Annotated in this window: 25 protein-coding genes and 2 pseudogenes; 8 read left to right on the top strand and 19 right to left on the bottom strand. The window is 59.4% G+C overall.

Annotated features, from left to right (window positions below):
- The first annotated feature begins 126 nt into the window (after positions 1–126).
- The gene (locus CSQ87_RS07630) at positions 127–384 is read left to right on the top strand and encodes a type II toxin-antitoxin system RelB/DinJ family antitoxin (protein WP_100513273.1); all 258 of its coding nucleotides are present in this window, start codon (positions 127–129) and stop codon (positions 382–384) included.
- A 493-nt stretch (positions 385–877) separates the two neighbouring features.
- Here CSQ87_RS07630 and CSQ87_RS07625 read toward each other — a convergent pair whose 3' ends face one another.
- From CSQ87_RS07625 to CSQ87_RS07615, 3 genes are all read right to left on the bottom strand, one after another.
- Positions 878–1,204, bottom strand: a complete 327-nt coding sequence (locus tag CSQ87_RS07625; protein WP_100513272.1) for a pyrophosphohydrolase domain-containing protein — start codon at positions 1,202–1,204, stop codon at positions 878–880.
- A gap of 2 nt (positions 1,205–1,206) precedes the next feature.
- Positions 1,207–2,055: a hypothetical protein gene (locus CSQ87_RS07620; protein ID WP_133122372.1), complete on the bottom strand. Its 849-nt coding sequence runs from the start codon at positions 2,053–2,055 to the stop codon at positions 1,207–1,209.
- Between the two features lie 96 nt (positions 2,056–2,151).
- Positions 2,152–2,598 (bottom strand): hypothetical protein, encoded by a 447-nt coding sequence (locus tag CSQ87_RS07615; RefSeq protein ID WP_100513270.1) that lies wholly within the window; start codon positions 2,596–2,598, stop codon positions 2,152–2,154.
- Positions 2,599–2,853: 255 nt separating this feature from the next.
- Between CSQ87_RS07615 and CSQ87_RS07610 the strand changes: the two genes are divergently transcribed.
- Positions 2,854–4,050: an MvaI/BcnI family restriction endonuclease gene (locus tag CSQ87_RS07610; protein WP_100513269.1), complete on the top strand. Its 1,197-nt coding sequence runs from the start codon at positions 2,854–2,856 to the stop codon at positions 4,048–4,050.
- Here the strand turns inward: CSQ87_RS07610 and CSQ87_RS07605 are convergent.
- Positions 4,047–5,600, bottom strand: a complete 1,554-nt coding sequence (locus CSQ87_RS07605; RefSeq protein WP_165776794.1) for a DNA cytosine methyltransferase — start codon at positions 5,598–5,600, stop codon at positions 4,047–4,049. The genes CSQ87_RS07610 and CSQ87_RS07605 overlap by 4 nt on opposite strands.
- A 313-nt stretch (positions 5,601–5,913) precedes the next feature.
- Between CSQ87_RS07605 and CSQ87_RS07595 the strand changes: the two genes are divergently transcribed.
- Positions 5,914–7,176 (top strand): type II restriction endonuclease, encoded by a 1,263-nt coding sequence (locus tag CSQ87_RS07595; protein WP_100513266.1) that lies wholly within the window; start codon positions 5,914–5,916, stop codon positions 7,174–7,176.
- Between the two features lie 62 nt (positions 7,177–7,238).
- Here the strand turns inward: CSQ87_RS07595 and CSQ87_RS07590 are convergent, their stop codons facing one another.
- The 5 genes from CSQ87_RS07590 to CSQ87_RS07580 all read right to left on the bottom strand — a co-directional run bounded on the left by CSQ87_RS07590 (position 7,239) and on the right by CSQ87_RS07580 (position 9,496).
- Positions 7,239–7,526 (bottom strand): hypothetical protein, encoded by a 288-nt coding sequence (locus CSQ87_RS07590; RefSeq protein WP_100513265.1) that lies wholly within the window; start codon positions 7,524–7,526, stop codon positions 7,239–7,241.
- A gap of 82 nt (positions 7,527–7,608) precedes the next feature.
- Positions 7,609–8,373 carry a LysM peptidoglycan-binding domain-containing protein gene (locus CSQ87_RS07585; protein ID WP_243388881.1) on the bottom strand — a complete coding sequence of 255 codons (765 nt, stop codon included), beginning with the start codon at positions 8,371–8,373 and terminating at the stop codon, positions 7,609–7,611.
- 173 nt (positions 8,374–8,546) lie between these two features.
- Complete coding sequence (locus CSQ87_RS10940) at positions 8,547–8,693, bottom strand: CynX/NimT family MFS transporter (protein WP_165776793.1); 147 nt, start codon at positions 8,691–8,693, stop codon at positions 8,547–8,549.
- A gap of 15 nt (positions 8,694–8,708) precedes the next feature.
- Positions 8,709–8,882 (bottom strand): hypothetical protein, encoded by a 174-nt coding sequence (locus tag CSQ87_RS10935; RefSeq protein WP_165776792.1) that lies wholly within the window; start codon positions 8,880–8,882, stop codon positions 8,709–8,711.
- A gap of 68 nt (positions 8,883–8,950) precedes the next feature.
- A complete protein-coding gene (locus tag CSQ87_RS07580; RefSeq protein WP_100513264.1) occupies positions 8,951–9,496 on the bottom strand; it encodes a TetR/AcrR family transcriptional regulator in 546 nt (181 codons plus the stop codon).
- Positions 9,497–9,681: 185 nt separating this feature from the next.
- On the opposite strand from CSQ87_RS07580, the gene CSQ87_RS07575 reads away from it, so the two are divergent.
- Both CSQ87_RS07575 and CSQ87_RS07570 read left to right on the top strand, forming a co-directional pair.
- Positions 9,682–11,094: a DHA2 family efflux MFS transporter permease subunit gene (locus tag CSQ87_RS07575; protein ID WP_133122371.1), complete on the top strand. Its 1,413-nt coding sequence runs from the start codon at positions 9,682–9,684 to the stop codon at positions 11,092–11,094.
- Between the two features lie 51 nt (positions 11,095–11,145).
- The gene (locus CSQ87_RS07570; protein WP_100513262.1) at positions 11,146–12,165 is read left to right on the top strand and encodes a lipocalin family protein; all 1,020 of its coding nucleotides are present in this window, start codon (positions 11,146–11,148) and stop codon (positions 12,163–12,165) included.
- Positions 12,166–12,569: 404 nt separating this feature from the next.
- Here the strand turns inward: CSQ87_RS07570 and CSQ87_RS11330 are convergent.
- Both CSQ87_RS11330 and CSQ87_RS07565 read right to left on the bottom strand, forming a co-directional pair.
- Positions 12,570–12,686: pseudogene (locus CSQ87_RS11330) on the bottom strand (hypothetical protein); the annotation flags it as partial.
- A gap of 27 nt (positions 12,687–12,713) precedes the next feature.
- On the bottom strand, positions 12,714–12,920 hold the full coding sequence (locus tag CSQ87_RS07565; RefSeq protein WP_100513261.1) for a hypothetical protein: 207 nt from the start codon (positions 12,918–12,920) through the stop codon (positions 12,714–12,716).
- A 333-nt stretch (positions 12,921–13,253) separates the two neighbouring features.
- On the opposite strand from CSQ87_RS07565, the pseudogene CSQ87_RS11230 reads away from it, so the two are divergent.
- Positions 13,254–13,451: pseudogene (locus CSQ87_RS11230) on the top strand (DUF2442 domain-containing protein); the annotation flags it as partial.
- Between the two features lie 42 nt (positions 13,452–13,493).
- Positions 13,494–13,706 carry a hypothetical protein gene (locus CSQ87_RS07555; protein WP_100513289.1) on the top strand — a complete coding sequence of 71 codons (213 nt, stop codon included), beginning with the start codon at positions 13,494–13,496 and terminating at the stop codon, positions 13,704–13,706.
- Positions 13,707–13,843: 137 nt separating this feature from the next.
- Here the strand turns inward: CSQ87_RS07555 and CSQ87_RS07550 are convergent, their stop codons facing one another.
- On the bottom strand, positions 13,844–14,458 hold the full coding sequence (locus CSQ87_RS07550) for a hypothetical protein (RefSeq protein WP_133122370.1): 615 nt from the start codon (positions 14,456–14,458) through the stop codon (positions 13,844–13,846).
- 127 nt (positions 14,459–14,585) lie between these two features.
- Here CSQ87_RS07550 and CSQ87_RS10805 point away from each other — a divergent pair, with 127 nt between their 5' ends.
- Positions 14,586–15,464, top strand: a complete 879-nt coding sequence (locus CSQ87_RS10805; protein WP_133122369.1) for a hypothetical protein — start codon at positions 14,586–14,588, stop codon at positions 15,462–15,464.
- Here the strand turns inward: CSQ87_RS10805 and CSQ87_RS07540 are convergent.
- The 7 genes from CSQ87_RS07540 to CSQ87_RS07510 all read right to left on the bottom strand — a co-directional run bounded on the left by CSQ87_RS07540 (position 15,363) and on the right by CSQ87_RS07510 (position 24,245).
- The gene (locus CSQ87_RS07540) at positions 15,363–18,008 is read right to left on the bottom strand and encodes a hypothetical protein (RefSeq protein WP_100513258.1); all 2,646 of its coding nucleotides are present in this window, start codon (positions 18,006–18,008) and stop codon (positions 15,363–15,365) included. The genes CSQ87_RS10805 and CSQ87_RS07540 overlap by 102 nt on opposite strands.
- Positions 18,009–18,226: 218 nt before the next feature.
- A complete protein-coding gene (locus CSQ87_RS07535) occupies positions 18,227–18,559 on the bottom strand; it encodes a hypothetical protein (protein ID WP_133122367.1) in 333 nt (110 codons plus the stop codon).
- 437 nt (positions 18,560–18,996) lie between these two features.
- Positions 18,997–19,689: an L-ribulose-5-phosphate 4-epimerase gene (locus CSQ87_RS07530; protein WP_100513256.1), complete on the bottom strand. Its 693-nt coding sequence runs from the start codon at positions 19,687–19,689 to the stop codon at positions 18,997–18,999.
- 180 nt (positions 19,690–19,869) lie between these two features.
- Entirely contained in the window at positions 19,870–20,757 is an 888-nt protein-coding gene (locus tag CSQ87_RS07525) for an L-ribulose-5-phosphate 3-epimerase (protein WP_100513255.1), read from the bottom strand.
- 214 nt (positions 20,758–20,971) lie between these two features.
- Entirely contained in the window at positions 20,972–22,333 is a 1,362-nt protein-coding gene (locus tag CSQ87_RS07520) for an MFS transporter (protein ID WP_100513254.1), read from the bottom strand.
- Between the two features lie 19 nt (positions 22,334–22,352).
- Positions 22,353–23,315 carry a sugar kinase gene (locus CSQ87_RS07515; protein ID WP_100513253.1) on the bottom strand — a complete coding sequence of 321 codons (963 nt, stop codon included), beginning with the start codon at positions 23,313–23,315 and terminating at the stop codon, positions 22,353–22,355.
- Between the two features lie 252 nt (positions 23,316–23,567).
- Positions 23,568–24,245 carry a 3-dehydro-L-gulonate-6-phosphate decarboxylase gene (locus CSQ87_RS07510; protein ID WP_100513252.1) on the bottom strand — a complete coding sequence of 226 codons (678 nt, stop codon included), beginning with the start codon at positions 24,243–24,245 and terminating at the stop codon, positions 23,568–23,570.
- Positions 24,246–24,247: the final 2 nt, after the last annotated feature.

Raw genomic sequence — 24,247 nt, 5'->3', positions numbered from 1 at the left:
GGCTGGATGAGTCCGGTGCAATACCGCAAACACCTTGGACTGGCCGCCTAGCCATCCAAAAAAACATCCGCACCCCCAAAGCATTACAAAGTAATTACATTGTTGATTCATGTGGAAGGATCGAATATGGCCGACACCACGATCACTTTCCGTACCGATGCGGAGCTCAAGAACAGGGCACGCGAATTGTATGAGTCCATGGGACTGGATCTATCCACCGCACTCAACATGTTCCTCCGCCAGTCGATAGTGGACGACGGGATGCCGTTCCACGCCACACGTCAGAGTCCCACCTCAGCACAGGCCCGCCGCGAAGCCGAAAACCATGTCCGAACCACCCAGTTCATCCTCGCCAGAACCGGAACCCACGATCAGCTCTATTGACCCCACTAGAACCCGCCAATCCTTTTACGGCTTCCCTCCCCTTAGGCTGAGCCCATTAAGAAAACGCTGTGGGCGTTTTTAGGACTCAGGCAAGCCGGCATGCGAGCTGACGTGCGACCGCCGGCCGTCCACTCTTGCTGATGAAGTCGTCTGCCGCAGGCAGGCTGATGAGATATTGGACGAAGCAACCGAGCTATGAACTGCTCTGACCTGCTCTGACCTGACAACAATTCATCGATCAGATTACCCAATGACTGAGTAACCCCTTGTTATTTTGAAGGGTCGCTTCGCTGATTATCGTGAGCTTCGTCAGTTGCGTTTTCGTTGTAATAACGCCGGTTCTATTACCTTCATCAGATTCGTTGATTGCCCCTGATTTCACTGTTCTCAGGGGTCATCGTGTCTGAATCGTGTATGAGCTACAGACACGACGATGAGCATCATTCCAACTGCTGAAGCTACCGGATGACTGAGTATCAGTAATCCAACCTTTTCAGTCAGTGGAGCGCGGTGTCATGCGACCGCGTGCGTCATTCCGCGCCCGGCAATCCTCGATGGCCTGATGAATCTCATCGTCGGTGAACTCCATCGCGGCCATGAGATTGACCGTCGCTTGAATCACGTCAGCACACTCGTCAATCAGATCATGGCGCTGCTCTGCGGTCTGTCCGTGCTTGTTCCAATCTTTGAACGCTTCCACCACCTCCGCGGCTTCTTCAAGCACCTTCAACGCCTGCGGCTTGTCCCGATGCAGCAGATCAGCGCGGAACGGTTCCACGGCTCCGATATGTAGCTGTCCACTTTTAGCCATATGCGCCATACCTAATTCTCCTTCTCTATACAGTCTCTCAATGCGGCTACTGACGCGTTAAAGCGTTTCGCCAATTCACTTTTAGTCTTGACGATCTCTATTCCTTCAATACTGAAGTTATCTTGTATGAATCTCTTCCAAAGTAGCTCAGATTCATCCCAGTTCTTTTCATCAGCTCTCTCCTCAAGCACCTTTTGCCAAATATGGCCATCATAGTTAGTAAGAATGGTTTTCACATACGGAGAGACTCTTGTTGCACCAAAGAAATCTAACTGGGGCGGCACTTCATCGGGAAAGAAATTAGCGCAACTGAATACTTCTTGAATTTCTTTCGAAAACGTTCGATACATGATAAGGCCGGCATCTCGTTTTTGTATTAGGTCATACCGAGTCTTGGAGGAACTGCTTCTGATGTTTTCAACGGCTCCGTTCAATCTAGAAACGGCATCGACGAAATGCTGGTCAAAAGGAACCTCTTTTTCTGCATAAGCATCCATATACGAGAGCTGTTTCGCAAGGTACTCGCCAATCCGCAGGTTGGTATTGAATACCTTCGTCGCCAGAATCGTATATGACTTGAAAAACGTGGCGAAGTCAGAGAGTTCTTTGTTGCGGATTGCATCAGTCTCACGCCGCTCGGCAGCAACAGCGCGTCTCTCAGCTGCATCAGCGCGTTTCTCGGCGTTATCAGCCCTTTCTTCAGCTCGTTCTGCTCTTTTGCTATTGCCTGAAGCAATACACCATTGTCCGACAATACCGATCAAGGAGACTACGGCAGTAATCAAAGCTGCCTTAAAAACATCCGACAGATTGCCGAACCAAGATGCGATGCCGGAAAAGAAGGCCCACAGATTCATCATATTCCCTCGAACTCTTGTGTCGGGATGGCAGTGTCGAACAGGCAAAAAACTGCGTATCCTGCTCGTGCTTGTCAACCCTATTAAGCGTATTGTGCCTTAATCGACATCAGCCCATGTAATCGATTGCCTATAGCATTCAAGCATTTGACTCAATTCATCGTTGGCACGGATGAACTCCCGAAGATAATCTTCGCTGATCTCGAATTGTTCCTGTGTTTTCCTGTCCTTGGTTCCAAGAATCTGTTCCCCGGCCTTCGACGTAATACGGAAGCCATGAATAATACGATTACGGCGTACCACGATGTCCGAAAACTTCTTTTGAATGTCATCTCCCGCCACCTTGGTAATCGTAGCGGCGATAGCGGGCTTCAACTGCCCGGATTCCTTATCGATAAGGTCACGCCAAGATTGACTGGCATCAGTATGAATCACATTCTCGATGATGAACCCATTATTTGAGCTGAACACGCACATAGCAATGCCCAACAGACGGATGTATTCCTCCGACGGTAATGACTGATGTGTCAACGAGATGTCATACATGGCACATGCTCCAATCTTCACTCCGCATCCGACGATGGCCCGCAGCTGCCGATGCTCACGTTTGGGGATGACGGCAGCACACAGTTACGTCGCCTAATCCGAGCGAGCACCGCATCAGACACCCTGCGCTATCCTGCCTCCGGCTAAGCGCCTCCCATGATACCAACGCCATAGCTGCGTCATTCCGGTCTCTTACGGGCTGAAGCTCGTATGATGGGAACAACACCGCGTCAATGAAGCAAGCGAGGTCCCTAAATGCTCAGCATGTCAGACACCCCAATCGAGCGGTTCGCGCCGGTATTCGCTCGGCTCAACACCCCCGTAGCGTTCCTTGTTCCCACGCCGACCGGATACAAGAAGTCCATCATGGACGCCATCGCCCCGGTCCGAGAGCTCCTATACGACGCGCACGTACATGATTACCAGCAGCAGGCTCAAGGGACCGAGAACAAGCACGTCGTCCCGGCGTTTCTGGTGAAGGGCGATGGGTTGGTGGAAACGCAGGCCTCGCTGTACCGGCCGACGACAAAGCACGGAGACCCACGCATCTGGTTCTATGATCTCAAAAAACACTGCCGCCCGTGCAACCTACTGGCGCTCACGGTCATCGACGAGGCAATCTACGTCTTCAACCTTTCTGATCCGGAAGTCGCTGAATCGCTGCTGCAACAGGACTACGCGTACAGCATCCTGCAGCGCGGTGATAAGAGCAGCGTCATCGAGCAGCAGCTCCTAGCCCTCATCCGTAAGATCAACGCTGACGGTCCGCAGCGTTCAATCACGCCCGGCGACCCCGGTGTTGGAGATACGTTGGAGCACGCTCTGGGCATTCAGCGCAACAATTCCAAGAACCCTGACTACATGGGCATCGAGCTCAAGGCCACGCGACTGAGCCGCAACGGCAAGATGCGCACGCCCACCCGCTCGACGCTGTTCTCGCAGGTGCCCGATGTCGGCATGAAGTACAGGGAGATTGTGGAAAAGTACGGAAAGGTGCAGGTGCCTCGCGGGTCCAGCGAAGCCCGTCTCCAACTGTACGAGACCTTCCGAGTCTCCCGCCCCAATGCCTATGGTCTGGTTCTGGACGTCAACGAGAACGCCGACCGTCTTGATATGGAGTATCAGGACGGCGACAAGCGCAGCTATGTCGCTTCGTGGACGATGAAGCTGCTAAAGGAACGACTGCGCACCAAGCACCCTGAAACCTTCTGGGTGGGAGCCACCTCCGAAATGATTGATGGAGTGGAGTACTTCCGCTATGTCCGTGTGATGCACACCAAGAACCCGAACGCCTCCCTGCTGGGGCCGCTGCTCGAAGCCGACAAGGTGACGCTGGATCTCGCCGCTCACTTCGACGCTGACGGCAAGTGGCGAGATCACGGCGTCCTGTTCAAGATGGACAAGAAGAACTTCCCGTTGCTCTTCTCGGATCCTGAGGAGTTCGTCTTCTAAAGCGAAGACAGTATCGAAGAAACCACCTTCCCCAATGCGCGCCCCAGCAGCGGCGGTACGGCGTTGCCGATCTGCGTGTATTGGGGAACCTGATACCTTCTGCGCGCGCCGCCCGTGGTGGCGATGCCTCGGAACTCGAACGAATCCGGGAACGACTGGATGCGCGCCATCTCCCTGACCGACAGCGTGCGCGGCTCGGAGTAATGGGCCACGTCATCCGGAATCGACAAAGCCGCCGGTGCCGGCAACGTACTGACCAGTGCCCGTTGCGAGAACTTGCGCGTCTTCATACCGGCAAGATAATCGACCATTGATCCATGGTCGGTCGGCAGACCGTTCCCGTACTCCAGAAGGTCACGCTTCAGTAGCGCCTGATAGGTAGCGTCCGAGATGTCGGTCTTCTGCCCGCGCATAATCTTCTTGATTTCATCACCCACTTGCTTGGGCGAGTTGGCGATGACCTGATACACGCGGAACCGAGCCTGCACCTTGGGTGTACTGTTCGGATGACGAAGGTTCTGCATCTTCGGGTTCCCGCCCTCAAGGTAGTCGCCCAGCACGGAGTTGAGTTCCTTGACGTATTTACTGCGCGCCGGAGCATCCACGTCCTGAAGGTCGCGGATGGCATCGTATACCGTATGCTGCTTGGCTGGATCCCTGAACGCGACCAGCGGAGCGAACACGGAAACTTCCGCTCTGGAGGCGTCAGCTTCGTCAGTCAGGTCCCAATACCGCCACTCGTTCTTGTCGTATGCGGGATCCTCGCTCTTGACTGCTTCAATCAGCCGCACTCCCTGAGCGAACCATGGGGCGATGTCCTCGCTGAGGTTGGAGACAAGGTCTTCGCGAATCGCAAGCATGATGAAACGCGGACGGTTCTGAGCCACGCCGGCGAGGCGTGCGTTCACCAGCATCGGGCAGGTGGCGTATCCGATGTTCGCGAAGGCCTTGCACACCTCGAACCATGCATAATAGGTGGTACTGTCCAGCTTGAAAGGACGAAGGATTCCTTCGACGTTCTCAAGCAGTACCATGCGGGGGCGCTGCACATCGACGAATTTGGCGAACTCCCACGGCAGCTGGTTGCGCTGGTTGCCGAACTCACGGCGACCGGCAAGAGAGAAGCTTTGGCATGGCGGACCACCTGACACCAAATCCACCTCGCCGTGCACCAGAGCGCTGCCACGGTCCTCGATGAATGCGTTCAGGCGACGGATGTCGCCGACAATCAGGCGGCCCTCGAAGTCGTCAATGCCTGACAATTCCGCCATGTTGGTTTCGGGACGCTCGAACGGATTGTCCACAAGTCGTTCCGAAACGTCATCCGAAGACGAGTCAATCCACAGGACCTTGCGATCCTTCGGCTCGGTTTGCTGGAACTCGGAGGAACGCATATCGACGTTCATCAGGTTCAAAGCGAAGGTCTCGGCGGGCATGGAGGAAAGCTCGTTCGCCATCACTTCCCGGAAACCGGCCGAGCGCAGGCCAAGGCTCAGGCCGCCGCATCCCGCGAACAGCTCGATGAAGGTGGGGCTGTTGCCTTGCGTCACCTTAGTGTCTCCTTTGCTTGAATTTGCACGATGGGTCATCTTACAGCCTCCAGCCCCTATTTCTCAGAAAGAAGCCGCAGGAGCGCCTCTTCTAGAACGCTCTGCATGGTCATGTCATGCTCGGCGGCATAGATTTTCACGGCCCGTCGAGTACTCCGCCGCATCTTCAGAGATGTGGTCTCCCACGGGTCGTCGCTGGCGTCTTCATGCGAATGTCGGGGTTCCGTCATGGTCAGACTCCTTACAGTAGTAATACTATACTACTTTACTACTAACAATCGACGTCGACGCACCCGTTGGGTAAAATGAGCCCATGTCTAACTATGGGTTGCTCGGGGACTACATCGAAAAGGTCGCATCCAAGGAGCTTCAGCGCGTGGATGTTGATCCAGAGCGCAGCAATCAGCATGAGATAGGCGGCGTCACCAAGGCCATGCTGCCGGTCTTGGGAGACGTCGATCGAAAGGCTTCGGATGGCAACGGCATTCCCACCGTCGCCATGTATCTGTCCGACGACGATGATCCTGTTACGGAAGACATCTTTACGAGCTGGTATGACACCAGACGTAATAATCCGACCCGAAGCGCGGAATGGCGCTTGTACTATCAGGCTTGTGTGCCGATGAGACTGGCTTCAGCCGGCGACACACTGTACTGCGGGTATATGAAGGACGGACGTCTGCTATTGGCGATTGCGGCTGCCAGCAGCAGCGTTGATGCGGAGATGCGCTGGCTCTTCGGCATTAAGAATCTTGACGGCAGGTTCAGTGTATACGACCAGACGAAGGCATCCGTGGATGTCTTTGCGATTCAATTGCTGACGTTGCTTGGTTTCGAGCCGCAGCAGAAGGATGCTCTTCTTCTGGAAGACATGCTCCACAGATGGAACTACAGCTTCCCAACGGGACGCGAGTTCGCACAGTACGCGGAGGATTCCTTGACGGATGTAGACCCGAAAACCGATAACCCGGATGAAGTCGTATTGGCCTATTACGAGCGCGAATACCACTTGTTCAGTGTGCTGGAGGAAGCCATCATCCAGCACGAGTACGAGGCGACGCCTTTCGTTTCCAAGGATGGGAAGATAGACGTGCCTCAGTTCACCAAGTTCTACAAGCATGCCCGAAATCGACGTGTCAGTCGTGCCGGCACCAGCCTTGAACAGCATGTGCAGCGCATTCTTAACGAGCGAGGCATCCGTTTTACGCCGCAAGCGGTGACTGAAGAGAGCAAAAAGCCGGACTTCCTTTTCCCTGGCGTTGAAGAATATGCTGATGGCCGATACCCCTCTTCCAACCTTCGTATGCTTGCCCTCAAAACAAGCACCAAGGACCGGTGGCGTCAGGTATTGGACGAGGCCGACAGGATTAGTGAGAAGCACCTCTTCACCATTACGCCTTCTGGAATCTCATCCAAACAGAACAAGCAGATGATGGACAAGAATTTGCGCCTTGTCATGCCAAAGAGCATCCGAGATACACACTCCGAAGATGTCCAGAGGAACACGATCCTTTTCGCCGACTTCATCACAGAGGTAAAAGATCTTCCAACGTTAAAGAATCTGGGCCTCGATTAGCGAAGCAAGAAGTAAGGGGCTGACAGACGCTCTAAACTGTGTCCGACAGCCCCTTACTCTTCTTACTCAGACGGCAGCTCATCCTTGCTGAGCTTGCCGCTGAGCGCTTGGTTCACGAGCGTGTAGACGGCTTGTGCGACGCCGATGACGCCGGTCAGGATGATGCCCCAGCCGTAGCCGTGGAAGCCGTTGGTGGCGGAGATGGCGATGACGCCGAGCAGGATGCTCACGCCGAGGCTGGTCAGCCCCACGTAGTCGGCGGGGATGTACTTCTTGAACGCCTGCACCAAGGCGGGAGCGACGAGGGCGACGATGCCGGCGGCGAGGGTGGTCGCTGCGGAAATATCCATGAATCTTCTCCTTAGGTTGGTTTGGGTATGGAAGCGGCGGCCTCCGGCGCGGTGCCGAAGGCCGCAGACGGACAGTACGCGTCTAGTAGCGCAGCTGCTGTCCGGGGTAGATCAAGTTCGGATTCCGTAATCCGTTAAGCTGTGCGACGCGCTGCCATCCGGAAGCGCCGAAGATCCCGCTCAGCGTCTCGCCGCTTCTCACGACGTGGATCCGCGTGCCGGTGCCAGCGCTCGCGGTTGGCGTGCCGTTGCCGCGGTAGGTGACGGTCTGGCCGGGCCAGATGCGGTGGATGTTGCCAGAAGGCACGCTCCATGCGGTCACGGGCCACAAGCCGGTTCGTGCGGCGATGCCGCTGATGGTGTCGCCGGAACGCACCACCACGCTGTACCCGCTGCCCGTGTTCGGCCGAGACGGTTGCGGCGCGGGCTGCGGTTGCGGCGTCGGCGCGGGCGTGACTGTGGTGTTGCCGGGATTGGCGTACTTGTTCCACTGCGCGGTGGTGCCGCGGAAGTAGTTCAGATCCAGCGGCCCCGCATAACCTGCAATGCGGCCGTTGCTGGTGTACTGGCGCATGGCCTCGCCATATCGCCCGTAGTTCCACGGCCGCGTCTGGTAGCCGGTGGCGTTGTTGTTGGCGTACTGGGCGACCCACAATCCGCAATGGCTGCGCACGTCGGCCGGGATCTGGTACAGGTAGGCGGCGGATGTGTAGACGAGCGGCCATACGCCGGTCCTCTCGTGGACCCTGTTGACGAAGACGCGCTCCCAGTTGGAGTTGCCCCATGTGGCGTTATGGTAGCCTTCCCAATCGAGCACGAGGATCGCACGGCCGATGTAGGGGCGCACGGTGCATCGGACAGGGGCAATGTCACAGCCGAGGCGAACGCGGCCATGCCGGTCATGTATGCGGAGTACATGCCGGTGGCAAGTGATGCGTGACCGGGGTAATCGCGTTTGACTATGGCCGGCACCAGAACGTTGCCCACCGCGATCGAGCAACCGATGACGAACGTGCCGGCCTACAGTCCGATGGTGCCGCATGCCGAACGGATCACAATGCCGAGCGTCAGGAACACCATCGCGGCCAGCACGGTGCGTTCGATGCCGATGCGTCCGGCGACCCGGTGCGCCATCGGGGAGACGGCGGCGAACGCGAGGATAGGCAACGAGCCGAGCAGACCCTACATCGTCGCGTTGAGATGTTCGGACGCCCCTATCCGTGGCAGCAGCGGGCCGACGGATGTGAGCGGGGCTCGCAGATTCAGCGCGACGACGAAGACCAGCGCGGTCAGTATCGATGCGGCGAATCGCGATGCCGACGAGGGGATGAGATGACGTTCTGTTATCTGTTCCATGATGATCGACTAGATGATTAAAGAGTATCCGTGTGATGATGCCGTTGATTCGTATAGGGGGGTGTTCGTTATCGTCCGTCGGGGATCCGAGCGGCGATGGCGTTGAGGTTTTCGACGACCGCCGCGATGATCTCGTCGTCGCTTTGTCCGCCTTCCAGCTTGAGCAGGCCAAGCGAGTGGAGGGCCCCGGCGATGGAGAAGACGGCGGCGATGCGCTCGCGCTCGTTCGATGCTCGGGCGGAGTAACGTTCGACGAGCGTCGATTCGATTTTGCGGAACATGGCTTCGGGGCGGCCTGCGAACAGGACGCGCAGATCGTCGATCTGGCTGTCGATGGCCGGTCTCCAGCCATTGAGGAATGCGGGCGGATCGGACAGGATCTTGTCCTTGTCGGGGTAATGCTCCAGCATCGCGTCGATGGTTTCGTCCTCAAGCTTGTCGTTGAGGTCGTATACGTCGAGGTAATGCTTGTAGAACGTGCTCGGGTTGACGAGCGCAAGGTCGCAGATGTCCTTGACCTTGACCTTCGAGACCGGAACTCCCGATGCCCGTAGGCGCAGGAACGCCTCGCGGATTGCCTTGCGGGTTTTGATGATGCGCAGATCGGTCACCATGCTCCTTTCGTTCTGCCGGTAGCGTCATTCCCTCTCCGTCCCATAAGCCGTGGGTTGTTCGACGATTCAGGCGAATCGTCGAATAAGCGAGAAATGTCGCATATCGGTGGTTGCCGTCCGTTGCATTTCGATAATAATTGATGCTCGTTGAATAATCAATAACTATTGTTTATCGGAGTGTTATTGTGAAACTTGGCATCAACAGAAAACAATGGATCATGGTCATCGTGCTGCTCATGGGCACATTGCTGGCCGTACTCAACATGTCGGTGGTCACGCCGGCGCTGCCGTCCATCATGAAGGACCTCGGGGTGGATTCCACCACCGTTCAGTGGCTGTCCAGCGGCTATTCTCTGGTCGAGGCGATGGTCATCCCGCTCGCCGCGTTCCTCATGGGGCGCTTCTCCACCCGCAGGCTGTTCATCGGCTGCATCTCATTGTTCGCGGCCGGCAGTCTCGTCGCCGCATTCGCGTCGACCTTCCCCCTGCTCATGGTCGGCCGGGTACTGCAGGCCCTGTGCACCGGCGCGATCATGCCGATGGTCACCGCGGTGATCCTGCTCGTGTTCCCCAAGGAAAGCCGCGGTACGGCAATGGGCATCACAGGACTCGTCGTCGGCTTCGCCCCGGCGCTCGGCCCGTCCGTCTCCGGCGTGATCATCGACTCGTTCGGCTGGCGCACGCTGTTCGTCATCATGGCGGCAGTCTCGCTGATCGTCATCGCGTTGGCCGCCGTCTACCTGCGTAACTTCGACGGCTTCCAACCGGGTGCGTTCGACCCCGTCTCCGTGCTGCTCTCCTCGGTCGGCCTGGCATGCCTGTTGTACGGGCTGTCCACGTTCACGTCCACCGGCAACATGATGCTCACCGTCTCGCTGATCGTCGTCGGCGTGCTGCTCGTGGCCGTGTTCGTGCGCCGACAGCTCAAGGCGAAGGAACCGATGCTGCGCGTCGGAATCCTCGCCAACCGCACCTACGCGCATTCGGTGATCATCGTGGCATGCATGCAGGCGGCCCTCATGGGTTGCAACGTCATGGTGCCGATGTTCATCCAGACCGTGCTCGGCGCATCCGCCACCGCCAGCGGGCTCGCCATGCTTCCCGGCGCCCTCATCGGCGCATGCTGCGGCATCGTCTCGGGCCGCATGTTCGACAAATACGGCATCCGCAAGGTCGCCCTGCCCGGCCTGACGGTCATGACCATCGGCGGCGTGCTCATGGCTCTGCTCGGCGCGGACGCCTCGGTCATCCTCACGGCATGCGCCTACACCGTGCTCTACACGGGACTCATGTTCGCCATGACCCCGGTGAACACCTGGGGCATCAACGCGCTCGACAACGAAAACATCGGACACGCGCAAAGCGTGACCAACACCGTCGGACAGATCGCCTCCTCGATGGGCACAGCCCTCATCGTATCCATCTCCGCGCTGTCCACCACCCTCGCGCCCACCGCCACCGGACACGCGCAATCCATACTCGGCTCGACGCTGGCATTCGCCGCCATCGCGGTCATCCTCGCGGCCGCCCTCATCACGGCGCTTCTGGCGACTCGAACGCACCGAGGCACGACGAAACGGACTCTCGTCGGACAGTGACCGAAACGACAACGCATCAACAGACAACACAGAACCAAAACGAAACGAGACATGATGAACACCACGAACAACTCGCTGACCCACAACATCCGCACCTTCCACCACGGCACCGAACCGCTGGTGGATCCCATCCAAGACACATTCATACGCACCGACAAAGCCGGCAACTCATGGTTCTGGGTCGGTCATTTCGAGACGGGCGGCCACACCCTTGACTTCATGTACCACGTCAGCGTCCTGCAGTTCTCCAAATACCTGCCGGTACGCATGATCAACAGCGTGCTGTCCATCACCGACGAGACCGGGCACATCTACCGCCACGAAGACCGCTTCTACAAGGTCAGGCGAGGACAGGTCGCAGGGCAGGGACTGCACATCCACACCGACAAGGACGTCATCGAAGGCGACCTCGACGACATGCGCATCGCATCGGCCATGACGAACGGATCCATCCATCTCGACCTGCACGGCACCGGATACCCGCTTTACAGCCTCGGCACCGGCTACTTCCAGATCGCCGGAGTGCCCAACTACCAATACTCGTTCCCGCACATGGCAGCCAAAGGCGTCATCACTCTCGACGGCCAGCGCCACGAGGTGGAGGGCATGGTATGGATGGACCGTCAGTTCGCCGGCATGCCCAAAGGCAGAAGCCTCAAGGACGGCTACAACTGCAAATGGCTGTGGATGAACCTCTGCTTCGACAACGACCCCGACGTAATCAGCCTGTGGGGCGTAACCGAACTGGCCACCGGCAACGAACACTGCTGGGCCAGCGTCCTGCACCAAGACGGCACCCAATCCTTTACCGGCGTGGATCCGATGGTCGACGACTCCTTCAACGTGTGGGAAAGTCCCACGACAGGCATGAAATATCCGACCGGATGGACCGTCTCCATCCCCGAATGGGAAGCGAAACTCACCGTCACGTCCATCATGGACGAACAGGAAATCGCCTCGCCGAACCCCTCCGGCCGCAAATACGAAGGCGCGAGCAAGGTGGTCGGCACCTACCGGGGGCGCCCGGTGACGGGCCACTGCTGCCTCGAACTCGTCGGCGGATGGAACTGACAACACCAGCTTGCCTTCCTGAATCAACCAGCATCGGACCAACTCCGTCGACCCGCCGAAGAAAAACCGATGATCCTGTGAACAAGGGATTCGGGATGGATACTAAATAACCTTCAGGTTGGTTCCCACACAAGAAAAAGCCCGTCTCGTGCATGGCAACACGAGACGGGCTTAAATCATTGAGTGTATTCGGCTTCACTGTCTTTGCTGAGCTTGCCGCCGAACGCTTGATTCACCAAGGTGTAGACGGCTTGTGCGACGCCCCGATGACGCCGAGCAGGATGCTCACGCCGAGGCTGGTCAGGCCCACGTAGTCGGCGGGGATGCACTTCAGCTTCCAAAATCGTATCTGCCTGCTCTTCGTATCTTCTTATAAAGGTTTTCGAGTCTTCGACGAATAGAGTTCATCGTGCATACCAGTGCGGGACAGGACGAGCATCAACCGGTCTTCGTCGATGAATGTAGACGAACGCCCAATCGCCGTCGATATGTCGTTCCCGGAATCCGCTCCACTGCCCGGTTAGTGAATGATCTCAATGCCCAACAGTTCAGAGCGCATCGAAATACTCGTCCATGTCATCGACGGACTTAAAGGAATGCGTGTATTCTCCGTTCAACGTCTGACGTCGAGCATCCGCATTGCGCAGCTCCTTGGCCTCATCCTCCAATTCACGGAAATGGCGGTAATCGTGTTCGTTGATGATGGAATACACGGGCTCGTTGTTGCGCAGCACGGTGACGGTCAGCGTAGACATATCAAAGCCTCCATGCTCTAAACCATGTACATCCGCATGCTATCGCAACCTACCGCCCGCATAGTCTCTTCTCGTTCACCGGGATTTCTCGAGAACAGGGCCAGTGAACTTTCTCCAGATGAGACTATGACTTGACTGCGAGCGCGATTGGAATGCTTTGGAATTATCCACGACCAGTATGCGAATCGGGTATTAATGATTGTCTGGTCTAGATGGTTTCGGCGTTCTGACTATCATTGTCATTATCCATTCTTTTGCGATATGTGGTCAGTATGAGACTGCTCGTCTCCGTAAAAGTTTTTCTTGATAAAGGAGTTTCGTTTGAGTGATGACGTGATTCTTGTCACTGACGCCGTGCCTCTTGATCATTATCATGTGGCGGTTCGGTTCAGTGATGGATTTTCTGGTCTGCTTGATATGGCCAAGTATTTTCAGTATCCGGCCTATGCGTGTCTTAGGGATCCAAAGGTGTTCGCTACGGCGCGGGCCGAAGACGGTACTGTTGTATGGGGCGACGGGGACGTCGATGTCGCTCCCGAAGTGGCGTGGGAGGAAGCCACATCGTTTCAGGATCTGTCTCACAAGAAGTTTCTCAGTCTCAAGGAAATCGGCGAGCGCCTTGGTATCGTCAATCCCGCGTCGAAGGGATATCGGCTGCCTGAGCCTGATGCGCTGATTGGCAGGACTCGTGGCTGGTTGCCGGAGACCATTGACGCGTGGAACGCGTCTCGTCCTGGTCGTGGTGTGGGCGGTGGTCGTCCGCGCAAGCATCAGGTGGACGAGTAGTCATTGGGGAGGGAAAAGGTTAATGAATTTCCCTTACCCTGATTGATGCGGTCAAACCGAGAGAGAAAATCAGCTCGAAAGAAAAGGAGCGGCCCAGATACCGGTGACATAGCCCCGGTAGGAATCCGCTCCGTTTGTTAGTTGTAACCGATGAGCATACCGGCCAGTCGTCGGATCACTGAAAGCGGATGGTCCGGGAATGCGTCGTCGAATTGATCGTCTTCGGAGAGGTTCATGAGTATGCCTCTGCGGTAATCGTCATCGTACGGGTCTCGCGTCCAGCCTCTTCCCTGTTCGTCGACCCGTCCCCGTTTCCGTGCAAGCTCGTAGATCTGTGCGTCACGCATGCCGGTGATTCCGGTTTCGTTGGCGAATGCCTGTACCTGCAGCACGGATTCCGGATAGGCCAGATGCAGCGTCAGCCCGTATTGTGCGCCTTCGGTCCGAGAGACTGTTTTGACGATGCTCCAGATGACGTTGCGCTTGGCGTCGGTGGTGCCACTGACGACCTCGATCAGACCCTGATCATCGGCCAGACTCTGATGGATCCCGTTGATGACCGCTCGTTCGTCATTGAATGGCATGGCGTGTTCCGCTGGTATCGGCTGGAGGAACATCACGCAGTCAGCCTGTTCCGTCTGTGTTGCGTAAGCCACCATTTGCGGTGGATCATCGGGCATGCGGTTCAGTCGAGCATATTCCACCGGAATCGAAACGGTCAGGTTCCCTACTTCAATATTTTGCATATCCATCTGATTTCCCTTGGCTCCTTCATCGCAGCGATTACCGTAATGAGCATATCGGAGTCACCCCCCCGGCGCAAATCCGCCCAATATGCTATGTCGCCACGCTCTCCTTTTTGCCGATACACTGATTCCTATGGGGAATGGGAATATCGATGATGATCGGCCTTTCGAGACGACTGAGCGGGTGCGGTGGCGTAACCGGCAGGCGCGGGAGGATGCCGTCAACGGCCGGTATCACTCCGATAAGGGGATTCGTGATGAGTATGGTCGTCTGATCAGGCAGCCTGACATCCTGTTCGGGGAAGCTGAGGAGGAGCCGGCGGATGCGGATGTTCCGCCGGTTCGGCCGTCCGTCGGAGGAGATCGGTATATGCATGCCGATGAGTACGTCGACGGACGAGACGATCAGAGGAATGTTCGGGACGAGCCGCATCCCATGGCCGAGGCGATTGGCATGATGATCGGAGAGGTTTTCGTACAGATCCTGAATGATCCGCGGGTGCGGGCCTCTCTGCGTCGGACCGTTCGTCATGCGGGAGAACGACTGATCGGGTTCGCGGGCAAGGCAAAGTCGTACGTCAGCAATGTCTGGGTTGCCCGTAGGACGGAAACGGACTCGCGTGACGGTGAATCGACGGTTATGACGAAGACTTCAGCCGATGGTTCGGATACCGATGGGGAGATCATCGAAGGTGAGATCGTGCCAGATGAGTCGGTGACCATGACCAGTGACGAGTTCGCGGCCAAGCAGGAGGAGGCGCGACGTCTCGAGATGTTCATGCAGGCTGCGAAGAAGCGGCTTGCCCGGGTGCAGCACGATCTCGATCATGCGATCATCACGCCGGAGGAGGCTGGTGAGGAGACGACGCAAATCGTGCAACAGCTTATGAGGGAGCTGCCTCCGTCGCAATCACTGGCATTGGAGAACGGCTTGAGGAGCAAACCGTTCCCGCAGTCGGCGGTGGGCTTGGCGAAGCAGGTGCAGGAGGAGGTTGATGGTGTCGGACAGTGACTCCTGCTCGGCATAGTCGTCGTTCGCATCGTTGTCGTTGCGGGCTTGGATCAGCGTGGCGTGGGTTTCCTCGATGCTGTTCATGAGTGCCGATACGAGTCTGGGGCATGGGAGCGGGGTGTCGTCGAAGAGCGGGATCACACGGTCCGGCATGCTGGCGGCGAGGATCGTCAGGCCCAGGATGATGCGCTTCCCCTCCTCGCTTGGCTGTTCCTCGGGCAGGTCTTCGGCTTGGTTTTCGGTTTCGAAACCGTCAAGGTCTCCGAATTCGAGCATGCTGTCCATCACATATTGCTCGGCTTGGTCGAGGTCGTCGACGCGGGGCGCTTGGAAACCGGGGTTGAGGTGTTCCAGAAGACCGGACAGGGTCTTCAGGGCGATGCGACGGTCCGGACGGATACGGCAGTCGTTCTCGTCCGACGTATCCGACTCCCCCTCCTCACCCGATACGGTTCCCGTGGGATCCTGACGGTCGGGAGCCTGTTCCCGCAGCATTCGCAGACTCTCCCCTATCGCATTGTCAACGGCACGGTCAGCCGCACCATCGACCGTGGGATCGTCGCCGGCCCGGTCATCCGGTCCGCCAGGCATGGTCCTCGCCTCGAGCATGTCGGCGAGCACGTCGCCGATTGCCGTGGCCAGTCTCTTGTTCGCCAGGCTCTTCGACAGTTGGGCTGTCAGCTGTGGGTCGTGGCATTCCCGGTGGAGGAGGACGGTGGCTGCGGCGCATACGCCGATCTGTCCAATGGTCAGGCTTCGCCATTTCGTGCGCTGTCCGACGGTGACGGGTTCGTCGAAGAGGCCGTTCACGTCGATGGCGGTGCCGTCCAGTGTGTATCGGCTGCCGTATAGGGTTTGCAGTCTGTGGTTGAGTCGCTGTCGGAGTCGTTCGATGTCGGCTTTCTCGCTCCCCTCGCTTCCGTTGGGTTCGCTTCCGTTGGGTTCGCTTCCGTGATGTTGTGCGTGGATTCGGGATGCGATGCCGTTGGCGTGGGCTTGTGTCTTGCGTTGTTCGTTCTGTTCGATGAGGTGTTGGCGTATGGCGTTGTGGTCGGTGTCGTAGTCGCCGGTGAGCGTTACCGTGTCGATTTCGCTTAGGCATTGCAGTGCTTCGCGGAAGTCCTGCGGCTGTTCCCGTTGCAGGGTCGCGTCGTCCAGTGGTGGGGTGATGAGTCGTACGTCGTCTTCGGTGAAGAACGTTGTGGCGATGGGGTTGGTGTGTGGGGCGATGCCGTCGTAGGTGCGGCGGAGGATGGCGCTGAGTTCCCTGTCGAGGTCGTCCATGGTGAGGGTGTTTCGGACGGCTTCGATGAGGTCCCGGCAGATGGTGGCTCGTGCCGTGTCGTGGAATCGTTTCCTCAGGGTGATTCTGAAGGCGGCTTTTGACCCGCGTGCGGAGGCGGTCATGAGTGTGGTGCAGTCGTCGATGATGGGGTCGTGGTATCCGTTGGCGAAGAGGGCCGGCGCGATTTTTTCCGCCCTGTAGGTGAAATGTGCAATGTCGTAGTCGAGCCTGCTGTCGTAGCGTTGTTTCCAGTCGTTGGCGATCCGGCGCAGTGACCCGGCGTATTCGGGGTGGTCGAGGCTGATGGTCGCTTCGAGCCGTTGGATGCAGTGGCGGTCGACGTCGTGGATGGCGTTGCAGTAGGTGACGGCGTCGTCGGAGCGTTCGAAGACTCTGAGGAGATGCTCGTACGCGGGATTGGGAATGGGCCGGCGTTGGTTGTCTTCCCGTGGCTGGTAGTGCCGGGTGATGTCGTCGATGAGGGTGTTCAGTTGCGCTTCCCGCTCGCGGTTGCCGGAGAGCATCCAGCGTAGCCGGTCGACGTAGCGGCAGTCGGTGGGGTCCTTGCCTTGGATGAGGTACAGGGCGTAGAGGCGTATGAGATGCCTGGTGTCGCGGAGGCGTTCGTAGGCGGCTTCGAGCAGGGTGAGCCATCCGTGCGGGAGCGTGGCGTCAAGGTCGGGGGCATCCGGGTTGGGCCATGATTCGGTGGTGATGTCGGTGCTTTCCTCGACGGTGGGCATGCAGTTGCCGAGGAGCGTGTGGAAATGACGGTTGCCCAGCCATACGTCCCAGTTGTCGTCCCTGAAGTCCGTGAGGATTTCCAGTCCGTCCGCCATGGTGCGTACGGCATCGGTGTCGTATGGGATTTGGGAATTCAGCCGTTTCGACAGATACCATTCGACGATCGACGTGGTTTCACGGGGAATGGTGATGTCGTCTGATGACGACCGGTATCGGTGCCGGTAGAACAGCATGAAGCACAGGGCGCAGACGTGGACGCACCGGGAAGGCCGGGATTGCTTTCGCAGCGGGTCGGCGCAGGTGCAGGACATGGCGGTGATGGTTTCGCCGTCGGATCGGACCGTGACCGAGTATCGGGGTTTCCCGTTGACGGGGTCGACGATGTCGGCGGTCCATAGGCCGTTGCGGTTGATGATGTTGCGTAGTTCCGCGCATTCGTAGAGCCGTCGGCCGTCGCGAAGCAGCTGGCGATATGTTGCGGAGTCGGGCAGGTACAGCAATGTGCTGAATTCCATGACGGGTGTCGGTTCCACTGCGAACGTGCTCATGGTCATCAGCGTAATCCGAGGGGTGGAGCCTCCCGGCGTAGGGGAATTCGTCAAAGAAAAAGGGCGGCCCAGACACCAGTGAGTTAACCCAGGTAGGAATCCGCCCCTTGCTTAAGGGTGACAGATGATCGATTTGCGCGCCAGTATGACGTTGAGGAACACGTTGGTGTCGATCATCGGCCGGACTATCTATTCGGATCGTCGTCCGACGTGCGCGGCCAGATGCGGTCGAACATGCGATCGCAGGCGTCCATGGCGGACTCGACCGGATCGGCGCACTTCCCCAGTGCCGCATATCGTTCGAATTTCGCGGGATCCTCCTGCCGCATGCACTCCAGCCAGTCGCGGTAGCGTTCGGTCATGTAGTCGGAGGCCATGTCCCGTGCGGTGCGACCCGGATGATGGATCGCATGGTATGGGTGCCCCTCCGCGGCATCCTCCCAGTATCCGACGATGTATCCGGTGACGTCGTCCATCAGTTCGCGGCAGGCGCGGGTTCGCTCATTGACGGAAAGCATGGCCTCAGTGTACGCCGAGACACCGAAACAGATATCGAACATTTGTTCGATATCACCCTCGGTTTTCGGGCAAGAAAGGACGGCCGGCGGCCACGTTCCGTGAGCTCGCCTGTCGGCTCGCCTGAGCCCTAAAAACGCCACCAGCGTTTTCTTAACGGGCTCAGCCTAAGGGGAAGCTGTCGGCGGCAGCCGACTGATGAGGTGACCGGACGACACGTCGCTCATCACCTCATCCGACCGGCAAAGCCGGCCACCTTCCCCTCAAAGGGGAAGGCAGAACCTTCGCACCAGCGACGCATCAGCGCTGACGTGATGCGTGTGTCATCAAGCCAGCGACGCATCAGCGCTGATCTGACGCGTGCGGCCGCAAGGCGCAGGCAACGAAGGCGTACGAAGGTACGTCGAGTTGCCTGCAACGCCGCGGACGCTCCGTCAGATCAGTGCTGGCCGTAGACGTTCTGGTAGCGGTCGTTGAGCTTATCGATGTCGGACTGGTCGATCTCGATGATGTCGCCCAGCTGACGCGCCGCCCACATCGTGTGCGCGACCTCCTCGGTCATGGCCGCGGCCTTGACCGCACCCTCCGCGTCCTTGCCGATCGTGAACGGACCATGGTTCTGCATCAGCACCGCAGGCGACTTCGGATACCTCTTCAGCGTCTCCACCACGCCCTTGCCGATCGCCTCGGAGCCGATCAGACGGAACGGACCCACCGGCACCGGGCCGCCGAACTCGTCGCCCATCATCGTCAGACCGCACGGGATGTTCTGGCCCGTCGCCGCCCACGCGGTCGCGTACGTCGAATGCGTGTGCACCACGCCGTACACGTCCGGCATGTTCCGGTAGATGTACGCGTGCGACGCGGTATCCGAGGACGGGGCCTCGGCGCCGTCGACCACGTTGCCGTCCAGATCCACCACGACCATGCTCGACGGGGTCAGGTACTCGTAGCGCAGACCCGACGGCTTGATCACGAACAGATCCGCCGTATGCAGACGCTGCGACACATTGCCCGCCGTCCACACGACCAGATTCCACTTGATCAGCTGCTGATGCAGGTTCGAGACGACCTCACGAACCTGCTTGACCTCCGCACGGACCTCGGGACCGTAATCAGCGAGAGTAGCCATGTTTGCTTCCTTTCCATCGGTGTTTCATGAAATTTCGTGGGTTGCATGTGGAGTTCGTTTCATGACGCGGCGAACTCCCGTGCGTGATCGCATGATGCGTGCGTCCGCAAGGCGCGGAGGACGAAGGCGTGCGAGGGCACGTCGAGTCCTCCGCAACGCCGCGGACGCTCCATCATGCGATCACGCCGCGCGGCTCAGGATGGGTTCCTGGACGATGCCGACCCGTTCGAACAGACCGTCGAAGTAGGCCTTGGCCTTCTTCACTTCGGCGATGGGGTCCTCGGCCTTGCTGGTCCACATCTCCACGGTGTAGCTGCCGTTGTATCCGAGTCGGTGGAAGAGGCGGAGCACGGCCTCGAAGTCGACGGTGCCGTCGCCGAAGGGGACTTCCTTGAACTGTCCGGGGAAGTCTGGGGTGACGGGCTTGGTGTCCTTGAGGTGCACGGCGACGATGCTGTCGATGTTGGATTCGATCTCGTGCGCCACGTCGTTTTCGGGCCATGCGGTGAGGTTGCCGACGTCGGGGTAGGCCTGGAGGAACGGGCTGTGGATCTGAGTCTTGAGGTAGTCGACCTTGCTCAGGGAGTTGAGGAAGGGGTCGTCCATGGTTTCGATGGAGAGCATGACCATTTTCTTGGCGGCCATCTCCACGCAGGTCTTGAGGTTTTCGATGAACCATTCGCGGCTGGATTCGGTTTTCGGCTCGTAGTAGACGTCGTAGCCGGCCATCTGGATGTTGCGTACGCCGAGGTCGACGGCGAGGTCGATGGCCTTGGCCATCATGTCGAGGGCCTTGGCTCGGATGGCGGGGTCGGCGGAGCCGAGGGGGAAGCGGCGGTGGCCGGAGAGCATGAGGGTGTTGATGCGGCTGCCGGTCTTCCACATGGCGTTGCGGAAGTCGGCGCGTTCCCGTTCGGTCCAGTCGAGGCGGGCGAGGCGTTCGTCGCTTTCGTCGACGGAGAATTCGAGGAAGTTGAAGCCGAGTTCGTGGACGAGGTCGAAGGTCTCCTCCCAGCTCAGTCCGGTGGGGAGTGCCTTTTCGTAGATGCCGACGGCGTTGACGGTCATGATGGGGTCCTTTGGGTGTGGTGTGCGGTGGCGGTCCGGACGGTTGGCGAATCGTCCGGCCGTCCGGGATGGTTCCGGATGGTTTGGGGTTTCCGGGTGTTTTGGGTATGCGGGGCCGGACCGGCGCGGCCCGCTGGAGGTTGCGGGAGCCGCGCCGGCCGGCCGGTCTGGGTGATTGAGACGGTCTCGATGGTCGAGTCGGTCTCGATCCGGGTCAGAGGCTTTCGAGGTCCTTGCCCTTGGTCTCCTGGGCGAACAGGTAGGTGATCGCGCCGATGATCAGGCAGACGCCGAAGAAGGTGAAGGCGGTGGTGATCACGGTGATGTCGATGTTCTGGGAGACGAAGTCGCCGCCGACGAGCATGCCCATGAAGGCGGGGCCGATGATCTTGGCGGTGGCGCCGATGCCGTAGCCGAGGCCGAGGCCGGTGGAGCGCACGTCGTTGGGGAACTGTTCGCCGCCGAAGGCGTTGAGGATGCCGAACACGCCGTCCGCGAAGGTCATGATGACGAGCACGGCGATGTAGAACTGCCAGCCGGAGTCGTGGAAGAACGCGGCGTAGAAGCAGCCGGCGGCGCCGATGATGCCGAAGATGAACATGGTCCAGCGCCGGCCGATCACGTCGGCGAGCCAGGCGGAGCCGAAGCGGCCGATGCAGTCGGCGACGGAGACGCCCATGAACAGGTAGGCGACCATCTGGGTGGAGAAGCCGAAGGCGTCCTTCATGAGGGTCTGGCCCCAGGACTGGATGGCGAAGCTGCCCATGATGAAGCAGAACGAGCCGATGCTGACGATAAGCAGGGACTTGAGGTGACGGCTGAACAGCACGGAGTAGCTGACCTTCTGCTGCCGTTCGACGACGGGCAGAGCGCCGACCTGGTCGACGGGGATCTCCATGGCCCAGGCGAGGGCTTCGCGGGCCTTGTCATCCTGGCCCTTGGTCTGGTAGAAGCGCGGGGATTCGGGTACGGCGTGCAGCCAGATGAGCAGGAGCACGGGCACGGCGCCGAGGGCGAGGAGGATGCGCCAATGCTCGCCGATGGCGCTCTGGGCGACGGAGCCGAGCAGCAGGCCGAGCGGGATGAACACGGAGGCGAGGCCGGAGAGCATGCCGCGGTGCTTGGTGGGCACGAACTCCTGGACGTACGGGATGGAGGTGATGTTGAGTCCGCCGACGCCGATGCCCACGCCGACCCTCAGCAGGGCGAGCAGCACCCAGGCACGGTCGGGCAGGAACACGGAGAGGATGGTGAACACGACGAAGCAGATCACGCACCACTGGAAGGCGTGCTTGCGGCCGAACCGGTCGGCGAGACGGCCCCACATGATCGATCCGATCACGGTGCCGAGGCCGGAGCAGGCGAGGATCACGCCGGCCTCCATGCCGGTCAGCTGCCATGCGCTGGTGAGCAGGGAGACGACGAATCCGACGAGGAACATGTCGAAGAACTCGGAGATGTTGCCGGCGATCACCAGGCCGATGATGCTTTTCTGGTGGCCGCTCAGGGGCCTGGAGTCGATCTGCTCGTAGGCGGTCAGGCTCCGGGCCTGCGCGGCGTCGTTTGCGTTGGACATGCTATGTTCCCCTTCCGGCTCAGCGGTCGATGTCGGTGCCGAGCGGGATGTTCAGCTCGCCGGGGCGGACTCGGGTCAGATCGCCCTTGTGGGTGAGCGCCACCTTGGAGGCGTACTGGCCCCACTTGACGCCGTCGCGGATGCTGCCAGACAGGTAGCCGTGGATGGTGGCGGAGACGAAGGAGTCGCCGGCGCCGGGACGGTCGATGACGTTCACCGGCGTGGTGTGGTACGGGTAGAAGCCCTCGTCGCCGCGCAGGTAGGGGCCTTCGGTGTGGTTGGTGGAGACGATGTACTTGCAGCCGAACCGGTTCTTCAGCTCGGCGGTCACCTCCTCGGGACTGCCGGTGATGCCGAACACCTTCTCCGCGTCGGCGATGGAGCAGAACAGCACGGTTGCCTCCTTGGCGATGGGTTCGAGCACCTCCCGAGCCTTTTCGCCGCTCCACAGCTTACGCCGGAAGTTCACGTCGAGGATCACCTCCACCCCTCGGCGAACGGCCTCGTCGGCGGCGTAGCGCACCACTTCGGCGGTGGTGTCGGTCAGGGCGGCGGTGATGCCGGTGAGGAAGATGACCTTGGCGTTGAGGATCTCGTCCCAGTCGTAGTCGTCGATGCCGGTGGCGCGGAAGGTGGTCCATTCGCGGTCGTAGATCACGTTGGCGGGCATCGGGTATTCGCCGGGCTCCATGAAGTACAGGGCGGTGCGGCCGCCGGGGCGACGGACCATGGTGTCCATGTGCACGCCGACGGAACGGTATTCGGCGAGGATGTAGTCGCCGAGGTCGCCCTCGGGCAGGGAGCTGGTCCACAGGGTCTGGCGGCCGAGCTGGCTGAGCAGGCCGGCGACGTTGGCTTCGGAGCAGGCGGGGTTCATGTGGACGGATCGGGTGAACATCAGGCGCTCGCCGCGTTCGACGGTGAAGCGGATCTGGCCTTCGCCGATGGTGGACAGGTCGTACTTGGGTTCGGAGGCATTCATGGCGCACTTCCTTGTGACTATAATCGTCGTTGAGAATTCTTATTGGATGAGGATTTTCGTCGTGGGCGTTCCCGGGCAGGGGAACGCCCACGTTGCGTTTCGGATGGGTTGGGTTTTCGGATGGGGCTGATGGATCCCGGTGGTCATGTGGATCGCATGAGATGGGATCGGGAGTCCGCCGGCACTCCCCCGTTGGCCTGCCGGCGGACTCGGACTCCGCGGTCCCGTTCGGGCCGGACTACTCAGGCCGGACTACTCAGGCCAGACGGTCCTGATGGTGTTCTTCAGTTCGGTGGCCGCGGCCAGTGGGTCGTCCGCCTTGACGATGCCGCGTCCCGAGATGATCACGCCGACCGGGGCACCTTCGAAGAACGGGATGTCCCTGACGTTCACGCCGCCGGTGACGGTGACGGTGAAGCCCATGGCATGCAGCTCCCTGATGCGCTCGACGTCGTCCTCGCCCCACTTGAGGGTTCCGGCGGCCTCGGCGTCGCGCGAGCGGTGGACGATGACGTGCTTGGCGCCGAGTTCCTTCCACTTGCGGGCCTTGTCGGCGTCGTAGTCCTCGCCGAGCTCGATCTGCACCTCGCCGCCGAACTCGTCGGCGACCTTGACGACCTGCTCCACGGTGGTCAGGGAGGCGCCGGCCACGACGGACACCCAGTTGGCGCCGGCCTCGAAGCAGTTGCGGGCGATGAGGGCGCCGGCCTCGGCGATGCGCACGTCGGCCAGGATCGTCTTGTCCGGGTACAGGGCGCGGATCTCACGCACGGCCCTGAGGCCTTCGGCGATGATGAGGATGGTGCCGCATTCGATCACGTCGATCTGGTCGATCGCGGCGTTGAGGGGGCGCAGGGCGCTCGGCATGTCGGTGGTGTCGAGCGCGATCTGGAGCCTGGGCTGCGCGAGCTTCTCGGTTGCTTCCGCCATCT

The organism is Bifidobacterium simiarum, assembly GCF_002802905.1.
GTDB classification, from domain to species: Bacteria; Actinomycetota; Actinomycetes; order Actinomycetales; family Bifidobacteriaceae; genus Galliscardovia; species Galliscardovia simiarum.
This window is presented reverse-complemented; position numbering and strand designations above follow the sequence as displayed.